Here is a 23125-nt window from a genome sequence, read left to right on the forward strand (position 1 = left end):
ACCAGATTAGCGACGAGCACCGACAACCGATCGCGCCCACTCATCCGGACCGACGCGGCAGGGACGCGTGCTCGCGCTTGGCCCCCGCCTCGATCGCATCGCACAGCGCACGTTCGGGCTCGGACAGTCGACTCCGCCGCCGCAGTAGCACGAACTCCAGATCGCCGAGAGTCGGCAGCCGATCGTCCGCGACGGCGAAAAGCCCTGCGGGAAGCAGACTTTCCGCATGTACGATGACGCCCAGCCCGGCCAGCACCGCCGCGCGCAGCCCCAGCTGACTGTCGCTCACACACGCGATCCGCCAGGTGCGCCCCTCCCGCTCGAGCGCCTGCAGCGCGGCTTGCCGGGTCATACTCGGCGGCGGGTAGGTCACCAGCGGCACCGGATCGTCGAAACCCGTTGCGCCCGAACGCGCCGCCCACACCAGCCGGTCGCGCCACAGCAACTCGCCGTGCTGCTCCCCCGGACGTCGCTTGGCGACCATGAGGTCCAACTCCCCGGCCTCGAGGCGGGTCCGCAACGTCTCGCTGAGCCCGACGGTCAACTCCAGATCCACCCCCGGATGGCTGCGCTGGAATTCCAGCAGCACATCGGGCAGTTCCCGGGCCATCAGGTCGTCCGAGGCCCCGAGCCTGATCAACCCGGTCAGCCGCGACTCGGAAAAATAGCGTTCCGCGTGCGCCTGGGCGTCCAGGATGCTGCGCGCGAATCCGACCATCGCCGCGCCGTCGGCGGTGAGCGCCAGATTGCGGGTGTCACGGCGGAACAGCGCCCGCCCGGCCGCCTGCTCGAGTTTGGCGATATGACCACTGACGGTGGACTGCCGCAGTCCGAGAATGCGGCCCGCCGCGGTGAAGCCACCGGCCCGCTCGACGGCGAGAAAGGTGCGCAACTGCTCCGGATCGAACATACTCATCACGATATACGTTCAGAGATATCGTATCGAACGACTTTCGCGATCATTCCCCCGGAACGTATCGTTCATCTGTGCAGCTTCTCGCCAAATTCCGCATCGACGCCTTCATGCTCGGACTACTCGCCGCCGTTCTGGTCGGCGCGGTCCTGCCCGCGCGCGGCGAGGCCGCCGACGTATTGAGCTGGGCCACCAAGATCGCGATCGGGATCCTGTTCCTGCTCTACGGCGCGCGCCTGAAGCCGCGCGAGGCGCTGGACGGGCTCAAGCACTGGCGGCTGCACTCGAGCGTGCTCGCGGTGACCTTCATCGTCTTCCCACTGATCGGCCTGGCACTGCGACTGCTGGTGCCCTCGGTGCTCACCGACGACCTGTACACCGGCGTGCTCTACCTGTGTCTGCTGCCCTCGACCGTGCAGTCCTCGATCGCCTTCACCTCGATCGCCAAGGGCAATGTGGCCGGCGCGGTGGTGAGCGCGTCGCTGTCCAATCTGATCGGCGTGTTCGCGACGCCGCTGCTGGTCATGTTGCTGATGGACACCACCGGTCAGGCGACGGTGTCGGTGGGGTCGATCGTGGCGATCGTGTTGCAGCTGCTGCTGCCGTTCCTGGCCGGACAGCTGCTGCGGAACCAATTGCAGGTGCTGATGCGGCACGCCACCGTCACCAAGGTGGTCGATCGCGGATCGGTCTACCTGGTCGTCTACGCCGCGTTCAGCGACAGCATGGTCGAACACATCTGGGGCGGTATCTCCCCGCTGTCGCTGCTGGCCGTGGTCGTGGTGTGTATCGCGGTGCTCACGGTGGTGCTGTCGTTGACCACGCTGGCCAGCAAACTGCTCGGCTTCGATCGCGGCGATCGCATCGTGATGATCTTCTGCGGTTCGAAGAAGAGCCTGGCCAGCGGGCTGCCGATGGCCACGGTCCTGTTCGCCGGGCACGCGATCGGCCTGATCGTGCTGCCGCTGATGATCTTCCACCAGATCCAGCTCTTCGTCTGCGCGTGGCTGGCCGGACGCTGGGAACGCCGGGCCGAGGCAGCCGCCGCGGATGCCGCCCAGCAGGACGCGGTCACCACCGAGGCCGCCTGAACGCCGCTATTTCATTGCGGCCATGGGGAATCGGCTCGATGCGGCACCACCGGCCGGAATGACCGGGAGCACCACCGAGGACGGGTGGGCCGCGTCGTGCAGGATGGTCTGGGTCGCGATCTGCGTATCGGCACTCGCCCCGAACGGCTGACCGGTGTTGGGATTCGGGGCGAACTGCGGATAGTCGCTGCTGGAGATCTCCAGACGAATCCGCGAACCGGCCCGCACCAGATAGCTGGTCGGCCAGATCTGGATCGTGTACTGGTACGGCTGTCCGGGAACGGTCGGAGTCGGATGCTCCAGCGAATCGCGGAACGGGGTCCGGATGATCCCGTTGTTCAGATTCACCGTGGACCCATCCGGCGCGACGGCGACCAGTTTCGCGGTGAAATCGGTATCCGGCGCGGTTGACGCCGCCCACAGTTTCACGGTGGTCGGCCCGGTCAGCTCGGTATCCGCGGACATCGGCGCGGTCGTGTAGGTCAGCACATCCGAACGCTGCTCGACGACGTACTGGTCGTAGGGCCCCTGCGGTCCCGAGGACGCGCCGCAGCAGGAGTGCCCACCGGCACTGGGCACCGGATTCAGCGGATCGTAATCGTAGGTGTCGGGCTGCTGCGGGTCCTTCGGCGGCGCGGTCGTCAACGCACCCAACCGCCCGGTCAGGCCGTTCGCGCCACTACCGGACAGGTAGTACGTGGTCCAGCGGGTGTTCGGCAGCGGCCACGCGGTCGCGGACTTCCATTTGTTCGCACCCATCAGGAAGTAGTCGACAGTGGGCTGCCCGGCGACCTTGTTGTCCTGGCCTTTCAGGAAGTGGTCGAACCAGCCCAGCATCAGATCGTTGACGGGACTGTCCCCGGCGGGTCCGACGGCGGCGAGCATCGGCGCGGAAACACCGCTCCCCGGACGTCCCCACCCCACGTGATCCCACGGTCCGATGACCAGCCGCTGATTCGCGCGAGCCTGCGCGGTACCACCGTCGCGCACCATGCCGCTGAAGTTCTCGGTGCCACCGGCCAGGAACGCGTCGTACCAGCCCTCGAAGTCGAGCACCGGAATCTTGACGTCCGGATAGTGCTCGCGAATGCTCCACTGCTTCCAGTAGTCGTCGCGCGCGGCATGCCGGATCCAGTCGAAGAACCACGGCGCGACATTCGGATCACCCGGACGCATCGGCGGAAACTGCTGGTACGGACGGTATCCCAGCCACCGCGTGTACTGCGCCTCGTCGGCGAGCAACTGTTTCGCGGTCGCGGTATCGCCGCGATTCCGCGCGGCGGTCTCGGCGATCGTGCCCATCGCCCAGGGTTCGACGAAGGCGAGCCGGAACTCCCCGCCCTCGTAGGTCCAGCCGTCGTAATAGTCCGACGACGTGTTCGAGGGCACGATGGTGACCAGGTGCGGCGGCGCGGTGACCGCCGAAAGCCATTGTGTAGCACCCACATACGAGGAGCCGTACATGCCGACCTTGCCGTTCGAGCCGGGCAGCCCCGCCGCCCATTCGACCGAGTCGTACCCGTCGTCGCGGTCGTTGCCGAATTCGGTGAACGTGCCGCCGGACGCGCCCTGCCCCCGAATATCCTGCACCACAACGAGATAGCAGTGCGAGGCGAACCACTCGGGCGTCTGGTAGCGATACGGCTTCACCTGCGCCTCGGCCTTGCCGTACTGGGTGCGCATCAGGATCACCGGGACCCGATCGCCGGTCTTCGGGCGATACACGTCGGCCTTCAGGACGACGCCGTCGCGCATGGTCGCGGGCACGTTCTCCTGTTTGCTCACCGCGCACTTCCCGCGCCCCTGCGACGGCGGCCAGGCACCGGATGCGGACTCCCCGCCCGAGGGCCCGCTCGCCGATCCGCCACACCCGCTCAGGACCAGTAACGCGACGGCGAGAATCGCACCGCCCCGCAGAATTCGATTGCGCCGCGCCCGATTCCACGACATCAATCGACGGTAGCACCGGGCAGGCGCGGTCATGATCGGGTTCGCCCGACCGGTGTCAGCACCGCCGCCAACAGCGCCGCCAGATCCCCGCGCTCGCCGACTTCGATGGTGTCCAGTTCGAGCCACTCGGCCATCTCCCGCAGCGATCGCGCGAGTTCGGCCGCGACGCGCGGGGTGTCGCGATCCGGCTCGGCGAACGCACCGGGCACCAGCAGCCGCCCGGACGCTCGCTCGGCCCGCAGATCCACCCGCGCCACCAACTCACCGTCCAGCAGGAACGCGAACACGTAGTACCCGTGCACGCGTTTGTGTTCGGGGGTGTAGATCTCGATCCGGTAGTGGAAATCGAAGATCCGCTCGGTGCGCGGACGGAAGAAGATCAGCGGATCGAACGGGCACAGCAGCGCGGCCCCGGTGATCTGCCGCGGCACCCGCGCACCGCCACGCAGATACGCCGGGCGATCCCAGCCGTCGACCCGAACCTCTTCCAGCTCACCGGAATCCAGCAGTTCCGCGATGGCCGGTTCGGTCTGGCGACGATGCAGCCGGTAGTAGTCGCGCAGATCCGGTTCGGTGCCGATACCCAGCGCGGTGGCCGAGCGGCGGACGAGTTCGCGCACCGCCTCGGGCTCCTCGATGAGGCGAGAGTGCACCTGCGGTGGCAGTACCCGCTCGGTCAACTCGTAGTGGCGCTGGAAACCGACCCGCTTCCCGACCGACAACTCACCGATCGCGAACAACTGCTCGCAGACGACCTTGGTATCGCTGTAGTTCCAGCCCCAGTGATCCTTACTGCGCGGCCGGTCCAGTTCGAGATGCTTCTCCACCTCCCCCGCCGTGCACGCGCCGAATTCCCGGACGACTGCGAGCACATCCTCGGGCAGCGAGGGATTGCGCGCGAGCACCTCCCGCGCCCCACCCCAGCGCCCGTTCCGATACTGCTCCATCCGCCAGCGCAGCAGCGGCCAGTCCTCCACCGGCAGCATCGCGGCCTCGTGCGCCCAGTACTCCACCAGCCGACGGGGACGTCGCGCGCTATGACTCCAGGCCGCCTCGTCCACCAGCGCCCGATCGTAGGGACCGATGCGGCTGAACACCGGCGCGTAGTGCGCCCGCACCACCGCGGACACCGAATCCAGTTGCAGCACCTGGGTTTTCTCCAGCACCCGCAACACGGTTCGGCGATCGGTCGAGGCAGGGCGCGGCGCGGCGAAGCCCTGGGCGGCCAGGGCGGTCCGGCGGGCCGCGGCGGCGGTCATGGTACGCACCCGGAGAACCATGCCACGGGGCACCGACATATTTCGGCGGGACCGGTTCCCACCTGCTCGAATCCGTGCGATCCGGATCGCGGAATCGGCTGATCGGGTCCGGCCGTCTGCTAGGTTGGGGACAGTTCGATACATTCGTGTATCCGATGCGTGGCGACCGTCCACGCACATCGACCCGGAGGAGTTCCCGTGGCAACGTCACCGCAGCCGGACGCCATCGTCATCGGGGCCGGTCTCGCCGGACTCGTGGCCACCTTCGAGCTCACCCGGGCCGGCCGCCGGGTCCTGGTGCTGGATCAGGAGAATCGCAACAACCTGGGCGGACAGGCGTTCTGGTCGCTAGGCGGGCTGTTCTTCGTCGACAGCCCCGAACAACGCCGCCTCGGTATCAAGGACTCGTTCGAACTGGCCTGGCAGGACTGGCAGGGCTCGGCCGGATTCGACCGCGAGGACGAGGATCTGTGGGGCCGTCGCTGGGCCCGCGCCTACGTCGAGTTCGCCGCCACCGAGAAACGCCAGTACCTGCACGATCTGGGTCTGCGGGTCACTCCGCTGGTCGGCTGGGCCGAACGCGGCGGTTCCACCGCGGACGGCCACGGCAATTCGGTGCCGCGCTTCCACCTCACCTGGGGCACCGGCCCGGAGGTGGTGCGGGTATTCCTGGAGCCGGTGCTCGAGGCCGAACGCCGCGGCCTGGTCGAATTCGCCTTCCGGCATCGGGTGGACGAACTGATCGTCGAGGACGGCGCGGTGGTCGGCGCGCGCGGCGGCGTGCTGGAACCCACCGATCTCGACCGCGGTAAAGCATCGTCACGAAATGTGGTGGGCGAGTTCGAATTCCGCGCTCCCGCCGTACTCGTCTCCTCCGGCGGCATCGGACACAACCACGACCTGATCCGCCGGAACTGGCCCACCGAACGCCTCGGCCCCTGCCCCGAGACGATGATTCCCGGCGTCCCCGCGCACGTCGACGGGCGGATGCTGGGCATCACCGAGGAGGCGGGCGGTCGCATCGTGAACCGCGACCGCATGTGGCACTACACCGAGGGCCTGCACAACTGGGATCCGATCTGGCCCGACCACGCCATCCGGATCATCCCCGGACCATCCTCGATGTGGTTCGACGCCAACGGAAAACGCCTGCCCGCGCCGTCGTTCCCCGGCTTCGACACCAATGCCTCGATGCGCGACATCCTGGCCACCGGCCACGACTACTCGTGGTTCGTGCTGAACCAGTCGATCGTGGAGAAGGAGTTCATGCTGTCGGGTTCGGAGCAGAATCCGGACATCACCGGTAAAGACCGTGGTCTGATGCTCAAGAGCCGCCTGAGCAAGGGCGCCACGCCGCCGGTCGAGGCGTTCCTGCGGCACGGCGTGGACTTCGTCGTCGCCGACACCCTGCCTGAACTCGTCGCTGGCATGAACAAGCTCGCGCGTGGTCCGCAGCTCGATCCGGCCGATCTCGAACGCCAGATCGTCGCGCGGGACCGGGAGGTGGTCAACAAGTACACCAAGGACGCCCAGATCATGGCCATCGCCAATGCCCGCCGCGCCCTCGGCGACAAGCTCGCGCGCGTCGCGGCCCCGCACCGCATCCTGGCCCCCGAGCACGGCCCGTTGATCGGCGTGCGGCTCAACATCCTGACCCGCAAGACCCTCGGCGGCATCCAGACCGATCTGAACTCCCAGGTGATCGGTTCGGACGCAACACCTTTCGCGGGTCTGTACGCCGCCGGCGAGGTCGCTGGATTCGGCGGCGGCGGCGTCCACGGGTACAACGCCCTGGAAGGCACCTTCCTCGGCGGCTGCATCTTCTCCGGACGCGCGGCCGGACGCGCGATGGCCCGGCTGCCGCGCTGAGACTTATCGCGGCCCGGCCACCACACGAAGACTGGTCACGGCCCGGCCGCCACACGAAGACTCGTCACAGCCAGCCGCCACACGAAGACTTATCACGGCCTGGCTACCGCACGAAAACTCATCACAGCCCGGCCACCGCACGAAGACTCGTCATGGCCCGGCTGCCGCGCGGAGATTCGCGCGGGGCCGGGTCGGTCGCGAGTACGTCGACTGCGGTGCTCAGAGCAGGTTGTGTCGAGCCAGAGCGTCGAGCAGGCCCGTCCTGCGGTCGACTGTCGGCGCCGGGTCGACCCATTCGTAGGCGCAACCGACTTCCGTTGCGGCACCGTCGTTTTCGCGACTGTCGCCGACCATGAGCGCGTCCTGCGCCGCCACGCCGAGACGCTCGAGCGTCCATTCGAAGATCGGCCGATCCGGTTTGATCGCGCCGAGTTCGAACGACAGCGCGTACAGGTCGATGTACCGATCCCACTCGTGCGCCCGGAACGCCGGGCGGATGTCGAACGGGATGTTGCTGACCACCGCGACCTGAATTCCGTTGCCCGACAACGCCTCCAGCACCTTCCCGGTATCCGGGTAGGGCGTCCAGAGCAGCGGATCCACCATGCGCGAGTACAGCCGCTGAGCCGGTTCGCCGACGACGCCGGTCTGCCGCAGCACCTCCCGATACACCTCGCGATGCCGGGCCGGATCCAGATCCCGCTGCTCCCAGGCCTGCTGATGGTGCGCGTCGAACCGCACCGCCTGATGCACCGGAGTGGTCATCCGGTCCAGGATCTCGGCCGATTCGGCCTCGTCGAAGGGTCGGCCGTCGGCCGTCACCAGGTCCGAGGCCCAACTCTCGTCGGCCTCGAGCCGGAACAGCGTCCCCGAGAAATCGAACAGCACCGCGCGAATCGTCACGCCGCACAGCGTACCGAAGTCATCCCATGACCCAGATCACCTATCAGCTTGTCTGAGGACTTGTTACCGTGGACGGATGGTCGACACCCCTATCCTGCAGGTCACCGCGGTCGATTTCGTGCGCAACGGCAACCCCATCCTCTCCGATATCTCCCTCACCGTGCGCGCGGGGGAACACTGGGCGCTGCTGGGACCCAACGGCGCGGGCAAGACCACCCTACTGAAGATGGCCGGCGCCTTCGAACATCCCACCCGCGGCACGGTCGAGGTGCTCGGCAAACGACTGGGCCGGGTGGACATGCGCGAACTGCGCACCTCGATCGGACATGTGGACCCCCGGCACACGCTGCCGTATCCGCTGCGGGTGCACGAGGTCGTGCTGACGGGTCTGACCAATACCGCCGATCTCCAGCAGCGCTGGACGCCGACCGCCGAACAGATCGTCGAGGCGGACCGGCTGGTGGAACTACTGGGCCTCGCCCACCGCCGCGATGCCCGCTGGCCCACCCTGTCCCAGGGCGAACGCGGCCGCGCCCTCATCGCCCGCGCCCTGATGGCCGATCCGAGCCTGCTGCTGCTGGACGAACCGGCCACCGGCCTGGACGTCGCCGGACGCGAGCAACTCATCGACCGCATCGACCGCCTGCAAACCGCCCATCCCGAGCTGGCCTCGATCCTGGTCACCCATCACCTCGAGGAACTGCCGCCGGGTATCACCCACGCGATGCTGCTGCGCGACGGCCGCACGATCGCCGCCGGCCCCGTCGACGAAGTGCTGACCAGCGAGAACATCAGCACCAGCTTCGATCACCCGATCCGGCTGACCCGCACCGACGGCCGCTGGCAGGTCCGCACCGACCGCACGGTCCCAGCCTAGGGCAGGTCCTCCCCGTCGACCGGAATATTGGCGACGACGGGGAACTCACCGGTGTACCCCTCCCGCTGCTGCGCGATGGCCAGCACCCGCTTGCGCGCCGCGAACCAACCGATGACCAGCGCCGGGACGATGATCACGAGGCTGACCACGGTCCAGGTCCCGACCGGATAGTCGAACGCCGTCAATACCAGCACCCCGGCCAGGAACACCAGGGTGGCGATCCCGGAGTAGGGCGCGCCGAACATCCGGAACGCGGGCCGCTCCACCCGCCCCACGCGCGACCATCGCCACATCTGCAGCTGACACAGCACGATCGTCGCCCAGGACGCGAGGATGCCGAGCGAGGCCACGTTCAGCACGATCTCGAACGCCTGCGAGGGCACCAGATAGTTCAGCCAGATCCCGAACAACGCCACCACCGCGGTCAGCAGGATGCCGCCGTAGGGTACGCCGCGGCTGTTCATCCGGCTGGTGAACGTCGGCGCGCTACCGTTCATCGACATCGAACGCAAGATGCGTCCGGTGGAGTACAACCCGGCGTTCAGACTGGAGAACGCGGCGGTCAGCACCACGAAGTTCATCACCGAACCCGCATGCGGCACACCGAGTTCGGAGAAGAACGTGACGAACGGGCTCTCGTCCTTCGAATACGCGGTGTAGGGCAGCAACAGCGCCAGCAGCACCAGCGAACCCACGTAGAACACCGCGATCCGCATGATCACCGAGTTGATCGCCCGCGGCATGATCTTCTGCGGATCCGCGGTCTCGCCCGCCGCGGTGCCGACCATTTCCACTGCGGCATAAGCGAATACGACACCCGAGGTCACGGTGACCAACGGCAGCACGCCAGTCGGGAACCAGCCGCCGCTGTGGTTGATCACCCCGAGACCGGTGCTGGTCCCCTGGATCGTGAAACGCCCGGCCAGGAACACCACGCCCACGCCGAGGAACGCGACCAGCGCCACTACCTTCACCAGCGCGGCCCAGAACTCCAGCTCACCGAACCACTTCACCGACACCAGGTTGATGCTCAACACGATGACCAGCGCGATCAGCGCGAGAATCCACTGCGCGATGGACCGGAACCCACCCCAGTAGTGGAAGTAGGTCGCGATCGCGGTGGTGTCCACGATCCCGGTCATCGACCAGTTCAGGAAGTACATCCAGCCCGCGACGAAAGCCGCCTTCTCCCCGTAGAACTCGCGGGCGTAGGAAACGAACGATCCGGACGAGGGCCGGTGCAGTACCAGCTCGCCCAGCGCGCGCAGGATGAAGAAGACGAAGATGCCGCAGACGCCGTAGACCAGGAACAATCCCGGTCCGGCATTGGCGAGTCGGCCACCGGCGCCGAGGAACAGTCCGGTGCCGATCGCCCCGCCGATGGCGATCATCTGCAACTGGCGCGGTTTGAGGCTCTTGTGATAGCCACTGTCCTCCGCGCCGAGGAATTCCTTGCCGCGTACCTCGGTCATATGGCAGGTCCTTCGCGGTCGATGGTCGAAGGTAGAGATTACCCAGCCGATAGCCAGACGGTGGATATCGACCTCTGCTGAAACGACTCCCACCGAATGATACTGGTACCACTGGTGGTTCGCGCCCGTACAAAAGTAGCCGAGCGGCAACACATTCGACTTCCCTCGACTGGTGGCAGCGCGGGCCTCGATCCCGATACAGTCCGAACATGACGCGCACCCGGCACCTCACCAGCGCAGCCGCGGCCGTCCTGCTGCTCACCGCAGGGCTGCTGACGGGTTGCTCGGATCAGCCCAGCGCCGCGAGTGGCCCGTGCGCCGACCCGCCGAACGGCACCCACGTCAACGCGGCCGCACCAACCGCCTCCGGCGATATCGCGAACAATCCGGAGGTCGGCACCGGTTATCGCACCGATATGACCTCGGTGCGCACCCACACCTACGCCGTCTCGGCCGCCAATCCCGTTGCCACACAGGCGGCTTGCCGGGTACTGGCCGCCGGTGGCACCGCCGCCGACGCGCTGGTCGCGGTGCAGTTGGTGCTCGGCCTGGTGGAACCGCAGGCCACCGGCATCGGCGGCGGCGCGTTCCTGCTCTACTACGACGCCGCGACCAGGACCGTCGACGCCTACGACGGCCGCGAGACCGCACCGGCGAGCGCGACGGAGAACTATCTGCGCTGGGTCAGCGACACCGATCGCACCACGCCGCAACCGAATACCCGCGCCAGCGGCCGCTCCATCGGTGTACCGGGCGTGCTGCGACTGCTCGAGCGAGCGCACACCGATCACGGCAAACAGCCCTGGCGCGACCTGTTCACCCCGGCGATCGATCTGGCCTCGCACGGATTCGCGATCAGTCCGCGCATGGCCGCCGAAATCGCCGCCTCCGCTTCGGATCTCGCGCACGACGACAATGCGAAGGCATACTTCCTGCATCCGGACGGCTCGCCGAAAACGGCCGGCGCCACCATCACGAATCCGGCGATGGCCAAGGCGCTGGGCGCCATCGCCACCGACGGCGCGAACGCCTTCTACACCGGGCCGATCGCCCAGGACATCGTCACGGCCGCCGCGACCACCTCGGCCGGACGCACTCCCAGCCGGCTCACCCTCGCGGATCTGAGCGGCTATCAGGCGAAGAAGCGCACCGCGGTCTGCACCGATTACCGCACCCATGAGCTGTGCGGTATGTCCGGCCCGTCGTCCGGCGGTATCACCGTGGCCTCCGCGCTCGGCATTCTCCAGAACTTCGACATGGCCGCGCTGGCCCCGCAGCACCTCGATCGCAACGGCGGCGTTCCCACCGCCCGCGCGGTGCATCTGATCTCGGAGGCCGAACGTCTCGCCTACGCCGACCGCGACAAGTACGTCGCCGATCCCGATTTCGTCCCGCTGCCCGGCAATTCGCCGGACGCCCTGCTCAATCCCGATTATCTGAAACAGCGTGCGGCACTGATCGATCCGGCACACAGCATGGGCACCGCGCAACCCGGCGACTTCGGCCCGATCCCCGTGGCCACCGGGCCACAACCGCCCGAACACGGCACGAGCCACATCTCGGTGGTGGACCGCTACGGCAACGCCGCCACCATGACCACCACGGTCGAATCGGCGTTCGGCTCGTTCCACGTCGTCGACGGATTCGTCCTGAACAACCAGCTCACCGACTTCAGCGCGAATCCCACCGCCGCCGACGGCACCCCCGTCGCCAACCGCGTCCAACCCGGTAAACGCCCGCGCAGCTCGATGAGCCCAACCCTGGTCTTCGACCGCAATCCCGACGGTTCACGCGGACGACTCAGCTACGTCACGGGTTCACCGGGCGGCGGAATGATCCCTCAGTTCGTCGTGAAAACCCTTGTCGCACTGCTCGACTGGAACCTGGACCCACAACAGGCGGTATCCCTCGCCGACTTCGGCGCATCCAACACCCCCGTCACCGGCATCGGCGGCGAGGACCCCGACATCGACGCCACCGCCAACGGCGACAACAACCCCCTGGTCCAACAGCTGCGCGCGATGGGCCACCAGGTCTCGGTCGTCCAGCAATCCAGCGGCCTCAGCGCCCTGAAACGCACGTCCGACGGCTGGATCGGCGGCGCGGACCCACGCCGCGAAGGCGCGGTCATGGGCGACTCGAACTGATCAGCCATCCCCTTCGCCCGGCCTGCGTAGGCAAACCTCCCGACCGTGGCGACCGGGCCATCGCGGAGCCGAACACTCCGCACCCGACCATCTGTGCCGAATCGGACCGCACGGCGGGTATCGACGATATTCGCGCGCCCGTATCGACCGGGATTCGATGCGTAGCGCGGCGCGGGGTCGCCCGTCGGCACAGCCGGGATCAACCCGTGACGGAGTGAACGGCGGCGGCAAGCTACCGTCGAAGATCAAGTATCTTGGGCCGCAGTGTATTTCGCGCCGAGTTCGCGGAAGCGGGTCAGGGATTCGGCGGCGTAGTCCTTGTCGTTCACCCGGATGGCCAGCATCGGGACATATTCGTCGCCGACCAATTCGAGTCTGGCCCAGGCCTTCTTGTCCCGGACCGATACCCCGACGATGTCCTTCCAGCCGAACTCGTTGTCTCCCAGGATGTTCCGCACGACCACACCGCGCGCACCGACCCGCACGCGCGGGCGGGTCAGCAGCAGGACCGCGGCGGCCAGCAGCAGGCCGAACACGATCACCGCCGCCTGATCCGCGCCGCGGAAGTTCACCCCGGTGTGGCTGTGGCCGGACAGCACCCCGGCGAGTACGAAGACGATCGCGATCACCGCCGCGACGACGCGCGAGTTCCGCACCGCGCGATGCGGCCGGACCTCGAGATCCCAACCGGCGTCGGCGGTTTCGGTGTTCACGGGCGGTGAGCGCTTCCAGATTCGGACGACCGGTGTCATCTGGATCAGACTGCCTGCCGCAACGCGCGCAAGGTGAGCGCCGCGTCCAGCGCGGCCGCGGCGGCCTGTTCACCCTTGTTCTCCGCCGAATCGGGCAGTCCGGCCCGATCCAGGGCCTGCGCCTCGGTGTTCACGGTCAGCACGCCGTTGGTCACCGGGGTGCTCTCGTCCAGCGAGACGCGGGTGAGTCCGGTGGTCACCGCATCGCAGACGTACTCGAAATGCGGTGTCTCGCCGCGGATCACGACGCCCAGCGCAATCACCGCGTCGTGCGTGCGGGCCAGCGCCTGCGCGACGACCGGCAGTTCCATCGCCCCGGCACAGCGCACCACGGTCAGCTGATCCACGCCCGCCTTGCGCGCCACCTGCTCGGCGTTGGCGAGCAGCGTGTCACAGATCGTGCTGTGCCACCGCGACGCGACGATGCCGACCTTCAGATCCTTGGCATCCTCGAGATCGAAAACCGGAACCCCGGTACCGCTCATCGAATTCCTTTCCCTAGCCGTCACCGCCCGAGGCGGTCCGGCGGTTCTATTGCGCGGTCTCGCCCAGGTCCAGATCGTCGAGCCCGACCAGGTCGTGGCCCATCCGGTCGCGCTTGGTGCGCAGGTACCGCAGATTCTCGGCATTGGCGCGCACCGGCATCGGCACCCGCTCGGTGATGCTCAGGCCGTACCCGTCCAGTCCGACGCGCTTGGCCGGATTGTTGGTCAGCAGCCGCATCGAGGTGATGCCCAGATCGACCAGGATCTGCGCGCCGGTGCCGTAGTCGCGCGAATCGGCGGGCAGACCCAGCTCGAGATTCGCGTCGACGGTGTCGTGACCGTTGTCCTGCAACTGGTACGCCTGCAACTTGTGCATCAGGCCGATCCCGCGCCCCTCGTGCCCGCGCATGTAGAGCACGACACCGCGCCCCTCGGCGGCGACCATCTCCATCGCCGCGTGCAGCTGCGGCCCGCAATCGCAACGCAGCGAACCGAACACGTCACCGGTGAGGCATTCGGAGTGCACGCGCACCAGCACGTCCTCGCCGCCGTCCACCGCGACGTCACCGAGCACCAGCGCGACGTGCTCGACCTCGTCGTAGATGCTCTTGTAACCGACGGCCTTGAAATCGCCGTAGCGCGTGGGGATCCGGGCCTCGGCGATCCGGTCCACCTGCTTCTCGTGCTTGCGCCGCCACGCGATCATGTCGGCGATGGAGATCAACGCCAGCTCGTGCTCGTCGGCGAAGACCCGCAGCTCCTCGGTGCGGGCCATGTCGCCCTCGTTCTTCTGGCTGACGATCTCGCAGATCACGCCCGCCGGGGACAGCCCGGCCATCCGGGACAGATCCACCGCGGCCTCGGTGTGCCCGGGACGCCGCAGCACCCCGCCTTCCTTGGCGCGCAACGGAACCACGTGCCCGGGACGGTTGAACTGATCGGCCGTGGCGGCCGGATCGGCGAGCAGGCGCATGGTCCGCGCGCGGTCCGCACCGGAGATACCCGTGGTGACGCCCTCGCGGGCATCCACCGACACGGTGTACGCGGTGCCGTGTTTGTCCTGATTGATCGAGTACATCGGCGGCAGGCCCAGACGGTCGCAGTCCTCACCGGTGAGCGGCACACAGATATAACCCGAGGTGTAGCGAATCATGAATGCCACCAATTCGGGGGTGGCCTTCTCCGCGGCGAAGATGAGGTCGCCCTCGTTCTCGCGGCCCTCGTCGTCGACGACGACGACCGCTTTACCGGCGGCGATATCGGCGACTGCGCGCTCTATGGTGTCGAACCTGGTCACGTCTGCTGTGCTCCGTCTCGATATGGATGCCAAATACAGTACGGCGTCGGATGGCCGGATTGTTCGCCACCCGAACTAGCCACGCTGCATGAGGCGCTCCACATATTTCGCGATGATGTCCACCTCGAGGTTCACCGTGGTCCCTACCGGGGCGGACCCCAGCGTGGTGAGCTCGCGGGTGGTCGGGATGAGGGAGACCTCCAGCCAGTCGAGGTGACCAGGTTCACCCTCGGTTTCGGCGCCGATCCCCGACACCGTCAGCGAGATGCCGTCGATGGTGATCGAGCCCTTCTCCACGATGTACCGGGCCAGCCCGTCGGGCACCGAGACGCGCACGACCTCCCAGTTCTCCTGCGGGTCGCGCGAGACGATGACGCCGGTGCCGTCGACGTGGCCCTGCACGATGTGACCGCCGAGGCGGCTGTCCACGGCGGCGGCGCGTTCGAGGTTCACCTTCGCGCCCTGATCCAGGGTGCCGATGCTGGACCGCTTCAGCGTCTCGCCCATCACGTCGGTGGTGAAGCTGTCGCCGTCGACGACGTCGACCACGGTCAGGCACACGCCGTTCACCGCGATGGAGTCGCCGTGCCGGGCGTCGGAGGTCACCAGCTTGCCGCGGATGGTCAGCCGCGCCGCGTCGGCCAGCGGCTCGACCGCCACGATGTCGCCGAGTTCCTCGACGATGCCTGTGAACATGCCCGCTCTCCTTCTCGCCCGGTGCTCGTTCGAGCCAACGGTCCGGACCGCGGGTGATATTCCCTCCGGGCCGGTGTGTCACCAGCCTATCGAGGCCGGTCCGCGCCCGGCACCTCGCCGTCCCGCTGTCCGGATTCGAGACCACCGTCCCGGGGAATCCGGACAGAACCCGACGCCGTGACCGGACGAATACGAACTCACCGCACAGCGCGGTCGAATTGCCGAGAGAATCGGGATGCCGTCACAGGAATTACGGACATTTCATGGTGATCGGCGCCAATTCGAACGCATTCCCGACATTCGGAACGATATACCGAGCGAATAACGACCCAGCCCAGCTGCATACCCACTTCGCGACGCGCTGACACCTCGGGCTTGCACTTCGAATCAATTGGAAGCAATATTGTTATGTAGTTGATTCCGATGCTTCATTTACACGTTCCGACCGCAGGAAGGTTGAGGCCCGCACGGGCCGGATCAACGTTGAACGACAACACAGACGGGGGTGCGGCGTGACCATGATTCTCGATTCGATACTCGAAATTCGCTGTGTGCAGTACCGCTGTGAATCTCACCTACCGGCATCGATCGATCCGGTGTCACATCACATCCTGCTCGAGGTCGGCTCCCATTTCGGAGCCGTCACCATGCCCGCGGATCTCGGCGAGCGGGTGCAGCGGCGCCTCGATCGCGACGGCGTCGCCGGACCGGTCGTCCACCATCCCCGCGCCCGCCGCTGGACGTTCATCACCGGGCCGGGCAGCCCGAGCACCTCGGTCTCGGCCGAACTGTTCCGGCTCTACACGACCGTGGCCTGCGCGGGCAGCCCGGTGGTGCTGCCCTCGGCCGACGACGAACGCACCGGATACCGCGTCTGGGTCCGGCCGCCCGGCGACACCGACGCGGCGCCGCCGCTGGACACGGTGATCGAGGCGGCCCGCGCCGAATCGGGCCAGGCCGCTCGCCCGTGGATCCGGCGGCGGTGATCCACCCGACCGGCTAGTTCGCGGCGCCGATCGCCTTGCGCCGCAAGGCTTCCACGGTCGCGGCACGGTCCGCGGCGCCGTAGACCGCGGAACCGGCGACGAAGCAATCCACGCCCGCCTCGGCGGACTGCTCGATGGTGTCCATGTTGATGCCGCCGTCGATCTCCACCACCAGGCGCAGCTCACCGGCGTCCACCAGCCGCCGCACCGTGCGCGCCTTGTCCAGCACGTGCGCGATGAACGACTGGCCGCCGAATCCGGGTTCGACGCTCATCACCAGCAGGGTGTCGAAATTCCGCAGGATCTCCAGGTACGGCTCGATCGGGGTGTTCGGCTTCACCGCCAGACCGGCCTTGCCGCCCGCGGCGTGGATGTCGCGCGCCACCGCGACCGGGTCGTCGGTCGCCTCGGCGTGGAAGGTGACGTTGTAGGCGCCGGCCTCCGCGTACGGCGGCGCCCAGCGGCCCGGATCGGTGATCATCAGGTGGCAGTCCAGCGGAATGTCGGTGGCCTGCAACAGGCTCTGCACCACGGGCAGCCCGAGGGTCAGATTCGGCACGAAGTGGTTGTCCATCACATCGACGTGCACCCAGTCCGCGCCTTCGATGGCCGCGGTCTCGCGCGCGAGATTGGCGAAATCGGCGGACAGGATCGAGGGCGCGATCATCGGGGTCGGACGGTGGAAGTCCGTCTCGGCGCGCGGGGAAGTCTCGGTGCTGGAAGTATCGGAGGCGGGCACAGCGCGAAGTGTAGCGGCCCGTCCGCGCGCGCTCGGCCGGGTCCCGCGCACACTCGTTTTCGCCGGTGGTTTGCCGCACCAACCCCTTTGGCCGCACCCGGCAGCGCCGCAATTCGGGCACGGATTCGATTGCGGCCGGGATATTTGGGTAGCCTTCACCTCGTGATCAATATTTCGGCGGAACAGGGACTGCGCGGCACCCCGGTGGAGATCGGTGTGGCCGCGGCCGTATCGCAACTCCCGATTGTGCGCGGGCTCGCCGAAACCCTGGTTCTCCTCAGCGATTTCACCCTCGACGAGGTGGCCGACGTCCGGCTCGCGGTGGACGAGGTGTGCTCCACGTTGATCGGTCTGGCGGCCCCCGACACCACATTGCAGTGCCGATTCTCCGTCGGCGACACGGATCTGGTGGTGCGCGTGCGCGGTATCGCCGCCGTGGAGGGACTACCCGACGAGCACAGCTTCGGCTGGCATGTGCTGCGCACCCTCAGCGATGAGGTGCGCGCCGCTCAGGAACCCTATGACCAGGCCGCTTCCGGCTACCCGACGATCGTGGAATTCCGGCGGGCCCGGGGGAAGGCATAGTGGCGGACGAGGACACCGTGTTCGAATCCGGCGATTCCGTGGAATCTCCTGGCCCGCAAGCTCCGAAGGATGCGGCTGCCACCGGCGCCTCCGGAGCCGAGGAACCCGAGGAGACCACGAACGAGGAGGATGTGGCCGCCGACGAGGTCGAGGAGGTCACCCAGTCCGTCTCCGGATACGACGATGTCGCAATCCTTTTCGAGCGTCTGGCCGCCACCGAGGAGGGCAGCGCGAAACGCACCGAACTGCGTGACCAGCTGATCAGCCGGTGTATTCCGCTGGCCGATCACATCGCGCGCAAGTTCAGCGGTCGCGGTGAGCCCTTCGACGATCTCACCCAGGTCGCCAGGGTCGGCCTGGTGCACGCGGTGGACCGGTTCGACATCTCGCGGGGTTCGAATTTCCTGTCCTTCGCGGTGCCCACCATCATGGGCGAGGTGCGGCGGTACTTCCGCGACAACACCTGGGCGATGCGAGTTCCCCGGCGCGTCAAGGAAACTCATCTGCGCATCGGTTCGGCGATCGACGCGCTGTCCCAGTCGCTGGGCCGCTCCCCCACCGCCAAGGAGATCGCCGCCGAACTGGAGATCGATCCCGACGAGGTCACCCAGGCCGTCATCGCCGGTAACGCCTACCAGCCCAGTTCGATCGACGCGGTGTCGGTGGGCCGCGACACCGAGGCGTCGCTGCTGGACACCCTCGGCGAGGAGGAGTCCCAGTTCGACCGGGTCGAGGAGTACGTCGCGATCCGCCCCCTGCTGGCCGGTCTCCCCGAACGTGAACGCCGCATCCTGACCATGCGCTTCTTCGAGTCGATGACCCAGACCCAGATCGCCCAGCGCATGGGCATCTCACAGATGCACGTCTCCCGGATTCTCGCGAAAACCCTTGCGCGCCTTCGGGAACAGAGTTCTCGCGAGTAATCCTCCGGAACCTCAGAGCACCTCGGACAATTCGTTCAGCAGGCGGCGCTTGGCACGCGCGCCGACCAGGGTTCGCACCGGCTCGCCGTCGCGGAAGAGCATCAGGGTCGGCATGGACAGGACGCCGTAAGCGGCGGTCGTGACCGGGTTCGTGTCGACGTCGAGTTGGACGACCGTGAGGTGGTCGGCGTTTTCGGCGGCGATCTCGGTGAGAACCGGTTCGATCATGCGGCAGGGTGGGCACCAGTGGGCGGTGAATTCGACCAGGACCGGGCGGGGTGAATTCAGCACCGTCGGGGCGAAGGTGGCGTCGGATACCGTGGTCAGGGCGGTGGTCGTGTCAGTGTCGGGCATCGTCTTCTCCTGGTGTCGGTGTACTTTCGGCACTTCGATCACAACCGTGAGCAAGGGGCGGGGTGAATTCGCAGCGCGGTGGGTTCGGTACGGCCGCTTCGGTTTTCGCCAACTGGCCCGCGACCCAGCCGCGCACGCCCTGTAACTGTCCGATCAGCTCGTCCAGTTCGCCGAGCTTGCGCCGGTAGACCTCCGCCGAGGAGGCGCACGAGTCACCCGAGGGATGCCCGGCCCGCAGACAGTCCACGAACGGCCGGATCTCCTCCAACTCGAATCCGCAGTCCTGCAACGTACGGATCTGCCGCAGAATCAGCAGATCCGACTCGTCGTAACTGCGATAGCCACTGGCGTCACGCCGCGTGGCCAACAGTCCCCGCGCCTCGTAATAGCGCAGTGCTCGCGGCGTCGTCGCCGCCCGCCGGGCCAACTCTCCGATCCGCATCCTGACTCCTCCCGGCTCTACCGCAGTGCCGTATCCGACGCTAGAGCTTGACGCCGACGTCAAGGCAAGCGCCGGGTCAGCCGAACTTCTTCGCGACCAGTTGTTCGGAAACCTCCCACAGGCGCGCGGCCCGCTCGGTGTCGTAGGACTGCGGCGCGCTCGCGTGTTCCCGACGGCCCGAGAAGTACTTACCGGTCGTCCCGGCCACTTCCTCGGACACCGCGAGCCAGGCCAGATCGGACGCGGACCGCGCGGCGGTGCTGGCCCCGGGCAGCAGGCTCACCAACGGGGCCATCAGCTGATATCCCTTGCGCACGACCGACGGATAGTCGCGGGCCAGTCCGGTTTCGGGCATCAGACCCGGATCGAACGCGTTGGCGGTGACGCCACCGGATCCCAACCGCCGCGCCAGTTCGTAGGTGAAGTACACGTTGGCGAGTTTCGAAGTGGCGTAACGGATCCGGCCCGCGCGACCGTTCCCGCCGCGCAACTGGGTCGCGGGATCGGCCAGCCGGGCAGGATCGTCCCAGCGCGGCGCGGGGAAGCCGAACGATTTGCGCGGTCCCTGATGCACCTCGCTGGCGACGATGATGATCCGGCCGTTGCCGCTCATCGAGTCGAGCAGTCCGGTGACGAGCTGGAAATGACCGAGATGGTTTGTCGCGAAGGTCAATTCGTGGCCGTCGACGGAGGCTTCGATACCGTCGACGATCTGGATCCCGGCATTGCAGATGATCCCGCCCAGCGGGGCCGCATTCGACGCCGCGATCTCACGCACGGCCGCGCGCACCGATTCGATCGAGGCGGTGTCGATGATGACGATGTCGACCCGCGCGTCCGGAATCTCGGCCCGGATGCCCTCGGCGGTCGCCTTCGCCTTGGCCGCGTTGCGGCAGCCCAGTACGACATGTTTGCCGTGCCGCGCGAGGTCGTGTGCCGCGAGCAGTCCGAGACCGGCCGATGCGCCGGTGATCAGGATGGTGTCGGACATACTTGCCTTCCGGTCGGTGTCGCGAGAGTTGTTCGGGGTCGGCACAGCGGCGTCGTGCCGGTTCCTTCGTCATACCGGAGAACCGATCGTTCGGGCAACGATCGAGCGCAGGTGCTGGGCTGTCCGCGCGGTCCGGTGGAGCTCCGGCCGACGCGCCGCGACGCATATCCGAGCGGCGAAACTGTGTGGTATCGAGGACACCGAGGTCGCGTCCATGACCGATGTCAGCACCGCGGACGGGTCGAGCGCGCTGGTGCCGTAGATTTCAGGATGATCATGGTCACCGCACCGCGGTAAGGGGTTCGTGAAGTGGAGTTGTCGTTCGATTCGCTGTATCGGCACGGGTTCGCTCGGGTGGCGGTGGCGGTGCCGCCGGTCCGGGTCGCGGATCCGGCGTACAACGCCGAGCAGACGCTGACGCTCGCGCGGCGGGCGGCCGCCGAGGGGGTGGTGTTGACGGTATTCCCCGAGTTGGGGTTGTCGAGCTACACCGCCGATGATCTGTTCCACTCCGATGCGCTCGACTACGCGGTGGAGCAGGCGTTGCGGCGGATCGTCGAGGAGAGCGCCGAGATCGAGACCGTGCTGGTGGTCGGCGCGCCGGTGCGGGCGCAGGGCCGGTTGTTCAACTGCGGCATCGTGATCGATCGCGGACGGATTCTCGGGGTCGCACCCAAGAGCTATCTGCCCAATTACCGTGAGTTCTACGAGAAACGGCAGTTCGCGGCCGCACGCGAGTCGCTGGAAGACCAGATAACCGTTGCGGGACAACGTGTTCCGTTCGGCGCGGACCTGTTGTTCACCGCGACCAACGTGCCCGGATTCGTCTTCCACTTGGAGATCTGCGAGGACGGCTGGGTCCCCTTGCCGCCCAGCGGTTTTGCCGCCCTGGCCGGGGCTACCGTGCTGGTCAACCTGTCGGCGAGCAATATCGTCGTCGGTAAGGCCGACTATCGCAGGCAGCTGTGCGCCTCACATTCCGCGCGCTATATCGCGGCCTACCTGTATTCGGCTGCGGGATACGGTGAGTCGACCACAGATATGGCCTGGGACGGACAGGCACTGGTGTGTGAGAACGGCGAATTGCTCGGCGAGGGTGAACGTTTCACCGACAGCCCGCAGTTGGTGACGGCCGATCTGGACCTGCGCAGGCTGGCGGCGGATCGGCTGCGGATGACCAGTTTCGCCGATACCGCGCACGATCATCGCGAGCGGTTGACGAAGATGCGACGCATCGAGGTCGAGCTACCGGTGCCCGCCGCCCCGGTGAACCTGCGCCGGATGATTCCCCGATTCCCTTACGTCCCAGCCGATTCCGCGAAACGCAACGAGCGTTGCGCCGAGGTCCACCACATCCAGGTGGCGGGCCTGAGCAGCCGCTTGGCCGCGACCGGGACACAGCGCGTGGTGATCGGCGTATCCGGCGGACTGGATTCGACGCTGGCACTGATCGTCGCGGTACAGACCATGGACCGCCTCGGCCTGCCACGCTCGAATGTGCTGGCGTACACCATGCCCGGCTTCGCCACCGGTTCACGCACCCGCACCGACGCGCACCGGCTGATGGCGGCCCTGGGCGTCTCGGCACACGAGATCGATATCCGCCCCTCGGCAACCCAGATGCTGCACGATCTGAATCACCCTGCGGCCCAGGGTGTTCCGCAGTACGACGTGACCTACGAGAACGTCCAGGCCGGCGAACGCACCTCACACCTGTTCCGCCTGGCCAATCAGAACGGCGCGATCGTGCTGGGCACCGGCGATCTGAGCGAACTCGCGCTGGGCTGGTGCACCTTCGGCGTCGGGGATCACATGGCGCACTACAGCGTCAACGCCTCGGTGCCCAAGACCCTGATCAAATACCTGATCGCCTGGGCGGTGCAGACCGGCGACCTCGGCCCCGACGCCGACGAGGTGTTGCGTTCGATCCTGGACACCGAGATCTCCCCCGAACTTGTACCCGTTGCGGCACAGGGTGATTCGGATTCCGACGATCAGCCGGGTCAGAGTTCCGAGGCGGTGGTCGGCCCGTACGAACTACAGGATTTCCACCTGTACTACCTGCTGCGCTTCGGCTATCTCCCCAGCCGCATCGCCTATCTGGCCCGGCACGCCTGGTCCGATCGCACGCGCGGGCCGTGGCCGGATCTGATCCCCGAGGCCGACCGGCACGAATACGATCTGCCCACGATCAAGCACTGGCTCGGGGAATTCCTGCGCCGCTTCGTGCAGACCAGCCAGTTCAAACGCTCCACGCTGCCCAACGCGCCGAAGGTCGGTTCGGGCGGTTCGCTGTCCCCGCGCGGGGACTGGCGCGCGCCCAGCGACGCCGTCGCGACGGCATGGCTGGACGAACTGGCCGCCAACGTCCCGGACGCCTGACCCGGAACCGCG

Annotated in this window: 21 protein-coding genes; 8 read left to right on the forward strand and 13 right to left on the reverse strand. The window is 67.2% G+C overall.

All coding sequences use genetic code 11. The features are described 5' to 3' along the window. Nucleotides 1–40: 40 nt before the first annotated feature. On the reverse strand, nucleotides 41–916 hold the full coding sequence (locus NRB20_RS20435) for a LysR family transcriptional regulator (protein ID WP_194289943.1): 876 nt from the start codon (nucleotides 914–916) through the stop codon (nucleotides 41–43). Between the two features lie 71 nt (nucleotides 917–987). Between NRB20_RS20435 and NRB20_RS20440 the strand changes: the two genes are divergently transcribed. Then, nucleotides 988–2004: a bile acid:sodium symporter family protein gene (locus NRB20_RS20440; RefSeq protein WP_319945170.1), complete on the forward strand. Its 1017-nt coding sequence runs from the start codon at nucleotides 988–990 to the stop codon at nucleotides 2002–2004. Nucleotides 2005–2010: 6 nt separating this feature from the next. Here the strand turns inward: NRB20_RS20440 and NRB20_RS20445 are convergent, their stop codons facing one another. Together NRB20_RS20445 and NRB20_RS20450 are read right to left on the reverse strand one after the other, a co-directional pair. Beyond that, complete coding sequence (locus NRB20_RS20445; protein ID WP_319945187.1) at nucleotides 2011–3906, reverse strand: CocE/NonD family hydrolase; 1896 nt, start codon at nucleotides 3904–3906, stop codon at nucleotides 2011–2013. 77 nt (nucleotides 3907–3983) lie between these two features. After that, nucleotides 3984–5222, reverse strand: coding sequence for a winged helix-turn-helix domain-containing protein (locus NRB20_RS20450; protein WP_319945171.1), 1239 nt, complete (start codon nucleotides 5220–5222; stop codon nucleotides 3984–3986). A gap of 189 nt (nucleotides 5223–5411) precedes the next feature. On the opposite strand from NRB20_RS20450, the gene NRB20_RS20455 reads away from it, so the two are divergent. Further along, complete coding sequence (locus NRB20_RS20455) at nucleotides 5412–7082, forward strand: FAD-binding dehydrogenase (RefSeq protein WP_319945172.1); 1671 nt, start codon at nucleotides 5412–5414, stop codon at nucleotides 7080–7082. Between the two features lie 219 nt (nucleotides 7083–7301). Here the strand turns inward: NRB20_RS20455 and NRB20_RS20460 are convergent, their stop codons facing one another. After that, nucleotides 7302–7985, reverse strand: coding sequence for an HAD family hydrolase (locus NRB20_RS20460; protein ID WP_319945173.1), 684 nt, complete (start codon nucleotides 7983–7985; stop codon nucleotides 7302–7304). Nucleotides 7986–8061: 76 nt separating this feature from the next. On the opposite strand from NRB20_RS20460, the gene NRB20_RS20465 reads away from it, so the two are divergent. Beyond that, on the forward strand, nucleotides 8062–8862 hold the full coding sequence (locus tag NRB20_RS20465) for an ABC transporter ATP-binding protein (protein WP_153411736.1): 801 nt from the start codon (nucleotides 8062–8064) through the stop codon (nucleotides 8860–8862). On the opposite strand, the gene NRB20_RS20470 is transcribed toward NRB20_RS20465, so the two are convergent. Continuing rightward, the gene (locus tag NRB20_RS20470; RefSeq protein ID WP_153411737.1) at nucleotides 8859–10334 is read right to left on the reverse strand and encodes an amino acid permease; all 1476 of its coding nucleotides are present in this window, start codon (nucleotides 10332–10334) and stop codon (nucleotides 8859–8861) included. The genes NRB20_RS20465 and NRB20_RS20470 overlap by 4 nt on opposite strands. Before the next feature lie 209 nt (nucleotides 10335–10543). On the opposite strand from NRB20_RS20470, the gene ggt reads away from it, so the two are divergent. Continuing rightward, entirely contained in the window at nucleotides 10544–12481 is a 1938-nt protein-coding gene (ggt, locus tag NRB20_RS20475) for a gamma-glutamyltransferase (RefSeq protein ID WP_153411738.1), read from the forward strand. Nucleotides 12482–12726: 245 nt separating this feature from the next. Here the strand turns inward: ggt and NRB20_RS20480 are convergent, their stop codons facing one another. From NRB20_RS20480 to NRB20_RS20495, 4 genes are all read right to left on the reverse strand, one after another. Next, nucleotides 12727–13233, reverse strand: coding sequence for a PH domain-containing protein (locus NRB20_RS20480; RefSeq protein ID WP_153411739.1), 507 nt, complete (start codon nucleotides 13231–13233; stop codon nucleotides 12727–12729). A 5-nt stretch (nucleotides 13234–13238) separates the two neighbouring features. Next, nucleotides 13239–13718 (reverse strand): 6,7-dimethyl-8-ribityllumazine synthase, encoded by a 480-nt coding sequence (ribH, locus tag NRB20_RS20485; RefSeq protein ID WP_153411740.1) that lies wholly within the window; start codon nucleotides 13716–13718, stop codon nucleotides 13239–13241. 46 nt (nucleotides 13719–13764) lie between these two features. Beyond that, nucleotides 13765–15015: a bifunctional 3,4-dihydroxy-2-butanone-4-phosphate synthase/GTP cyclohydrolase II gene (locus NRB20_RS20490; protein ID WP_319945174.1), complete on the reverse strand. Its 1251-nt coding sequence runs from the start codon at nucleotides 15013–15015 to the stop codon at nucleotides 13765–13767. 75 nt (nucleotides 15016–15090) lie between these two features. Continuing rightward, nucleotides 15091–15711 carry a riboflavin synthase gene (locus tag NRB20_RS20495; RefSeq protein WP_153411742.1) on the reverse strand — a complete coding sequence of 207 codons (621 nt, stop codon included), beginning with the start codon at nucleotides 15709–15711 and terminating at the stop codon, nucleotides 15091–15093. A gap of 596 nt (nucleotides 15712–16307) precedes the next feature. Here NRB20_RS20495 and NRB20_RS20500 point away from each other — a divergent pair. Next, nucleotides 16308–16697 (forward strand): hypothetical protein, encoded by a 390-nt coding sequence (locus tag NRB20_RS20500; RefSeq protein WP_319945175.1) that lies wholly within the window; start codon nucleotides 16308–16310, stop codon nucleotides 16695–16697. A 13-nt stretch (nucleotides 16698–16710) separates the two neighbouring features. Here NRB20_RS20500 and rpe read toward each other — a convergent pair whose 3' ends face one another. Further along, nucleotides 16711–17364, reverse strand: coding sequence for a ribulose-phosphate 3-epimerase (gene rpe, locus NRB20_RS20505; RefSeq protein WP_153411816.1), 654 nt, complete (start codon nucleotides 17362–17364; stop codon nucleotides 16711–16713). Nucleotides 17365–17598: 234 nt separating this feature from the next. On the opposite strand from rpe, the gene NRB20_RS20510 reads away from it, so the two are divergent. Both NRB20_RS20510 and NRB20_RS20515 read left to right on the forward strand, forming a co-directional pair. Further along, a complete protein-coding gene (locus NRB20_RS20510) occupies nucleotides 17599–18021 on the forward strand; it encodes an ATP-binding protein (protein WP_319945176.1) in 423 nt (140 codons plus the stop codon). 131 nt (nucleotides 18022–18152) lie between these two features. Next, nucleotides 18153–18944 carry a SigB/SigF/SigG family RNA polymerase sigma factor gene (locus tag NRB20_RS20515; protein WP_406603860.1) on the forward strand — a complete coding sequence of 264 codons (792 nt, stop codon included), beginning with the start codon at nucleotides 18153–18155 and terminating at the stop codon, nucleotides 18942–18944. 12 nt (nucleotides 18945–18956) lie between these two features. Here the strand turns inward: NRB20_RS20515 and trxA are convergent, their stop codons facing one another. The 3 genes from trxA to NRB20_RS20530 all read right to left on the reverse strand — a co-directional run bounded on the left by trxA (nucleotide 18957) and on the right by NRB20_RS20530 (nucleotide 20731). Beyond that, nucleotides 18957–19298: a thioredoxin gene (trxA, locus tag NRB20_RS20520; RefSeq protein WP_153411744.1), complete on the reverse strand. Its 342-nt coding sequence runs from the start codon at nucleotides 19296–19298 to the stop codon at nucleotides 18957–18959. Next, nucleotides 19285–19740, reverse strand: coding sequence for a MerR family transcriptional regulator (locus NRB20_RS20525; RefSeq protein WP_153411745.1), 456 nt, complete (start codon nucleotides 19738–19740; stop codon nucleotides 19285–19287). The genes trxA and NRB20_RS20525 overlap by 14 nt, the downstream gene beginning before the upstream one ends. A 76-nt stretch (nucleotides 19741–19816) precedes the next feature. Then, a complete protein-coding gene (locus tag NRB20_RS20530) occupies nucleotides 19817–20731 on the reverse strand; it encodes an SDR family NAD(P)-dependent oxidoreductase (RefSeq protein ID WP_153411746.1) in 915 nt (304 codons plus the stop codon). Between the two features lie 309 nt (nucleotides 20732–21040). Here NRB20_RS20530 and NRB20_RS20535 point away from each other — a divergent pair, with 309 nt between their 5' ends. Beyond that, nucleotides 21041–23113, forward strand: coding sequence for an NAD(+) synthase (locus NRB20_RS20535; RefSeq protein WP_319945178.1), 2073 nt, complete (start codon nucleotides 21041–21043; stop codon nucleotides 23111–23113). Nucleotides 23114–23125 lie beyond the last annotated feature (12 nt).

The sequence above is a fragment of the Nocardia macrotermitis genome, from assembly GCF_009604405.1.
GTDB classification, from domain to species: domain Bacteria; phylum Actinomycetota; class Actinomycetes; order Mycobacteriales; family Mycobacteriaceae; genus Nocardia; species Nocardia macrotermitis.

Bases quoted from the DNA above. Each gene is read 5' to 3' on its own strand.
- trxA (WP_153411744.1), bottom strand. From the start codon at position 19,298: ATGCCCGACACTGACACGACCACCGCCCTGACCACGGTATCCGACGCC.
- ggt (WP_153411738.1), top strand. From the start codon at position 10,544: ATGACGCGCACCCGGCACCTCACCAGCGCAGCCGCGGCCGTCCTGCTG.
- NRB20_RS20495 (WP_153411742.1), bottom strand. From the start codon at position 15,711: ATGTTCACAGGCATCGTCGAGGAACTCGGCGACATCGTGGCGGTCGAG.
- NRB20_RS20435 (WP_194289943.1), bottom strand. From the start codon at position 916: ATGAGTATGTTCGATCCGGAGCAGTTGCGCACCTTTCTCGCCGTCGAG.
- NRB20_RS20470 (WP_153411737.1), bottom strand. From the start codon at position 10,334: ATGACCGAGGTACGCGGCAAGGAATTCCTCGGCGCGGAGGACAGTGGC.
- NRB20_RS20480 (WP_153411739.1), bottom strand. From the start codon at position 13,233: ATGACACCGGTCGTCCGAATCTGGAAGCGCTCACCGCCCGTGAACACC.
- rpe (WP_153411816.1), bottom strand. From the start codon at position 17,364: ATGATCGCGCCCTCGATCCTGTCCGCCGATTTCGCCAATCTCGCGCGC.
- NRB20_RS20530 (WP_153411746.1), bottom strand. From the start codon at position 20,731: ATGTCCGACACCATCCTGATCACCGGCGCATCGGCCGGTCTCGGACTG.
- NRB20_RS20465 (WP_153411736.1), top strand. From the start codon at position 8,062: ATGGTCGACACCCCTATCCTGCAGGTCACCGCGGTCGATTTCGTGCGC.
- ribH (WP_153411740.1), bottom strand. From the start codon at position 13,718: ATGAGCGGTACCGGGGTTCCGGTTTTCGATCTCGAGGATGCCAAGGAT.
- NRB20_RS20525 (WP_153411745.1), bottom strand. From the start codon at position 19,740: ATGCGGATCGGAGAGTTGGCCCGGCGGGCGGCGACGACGCCGCGAGCA.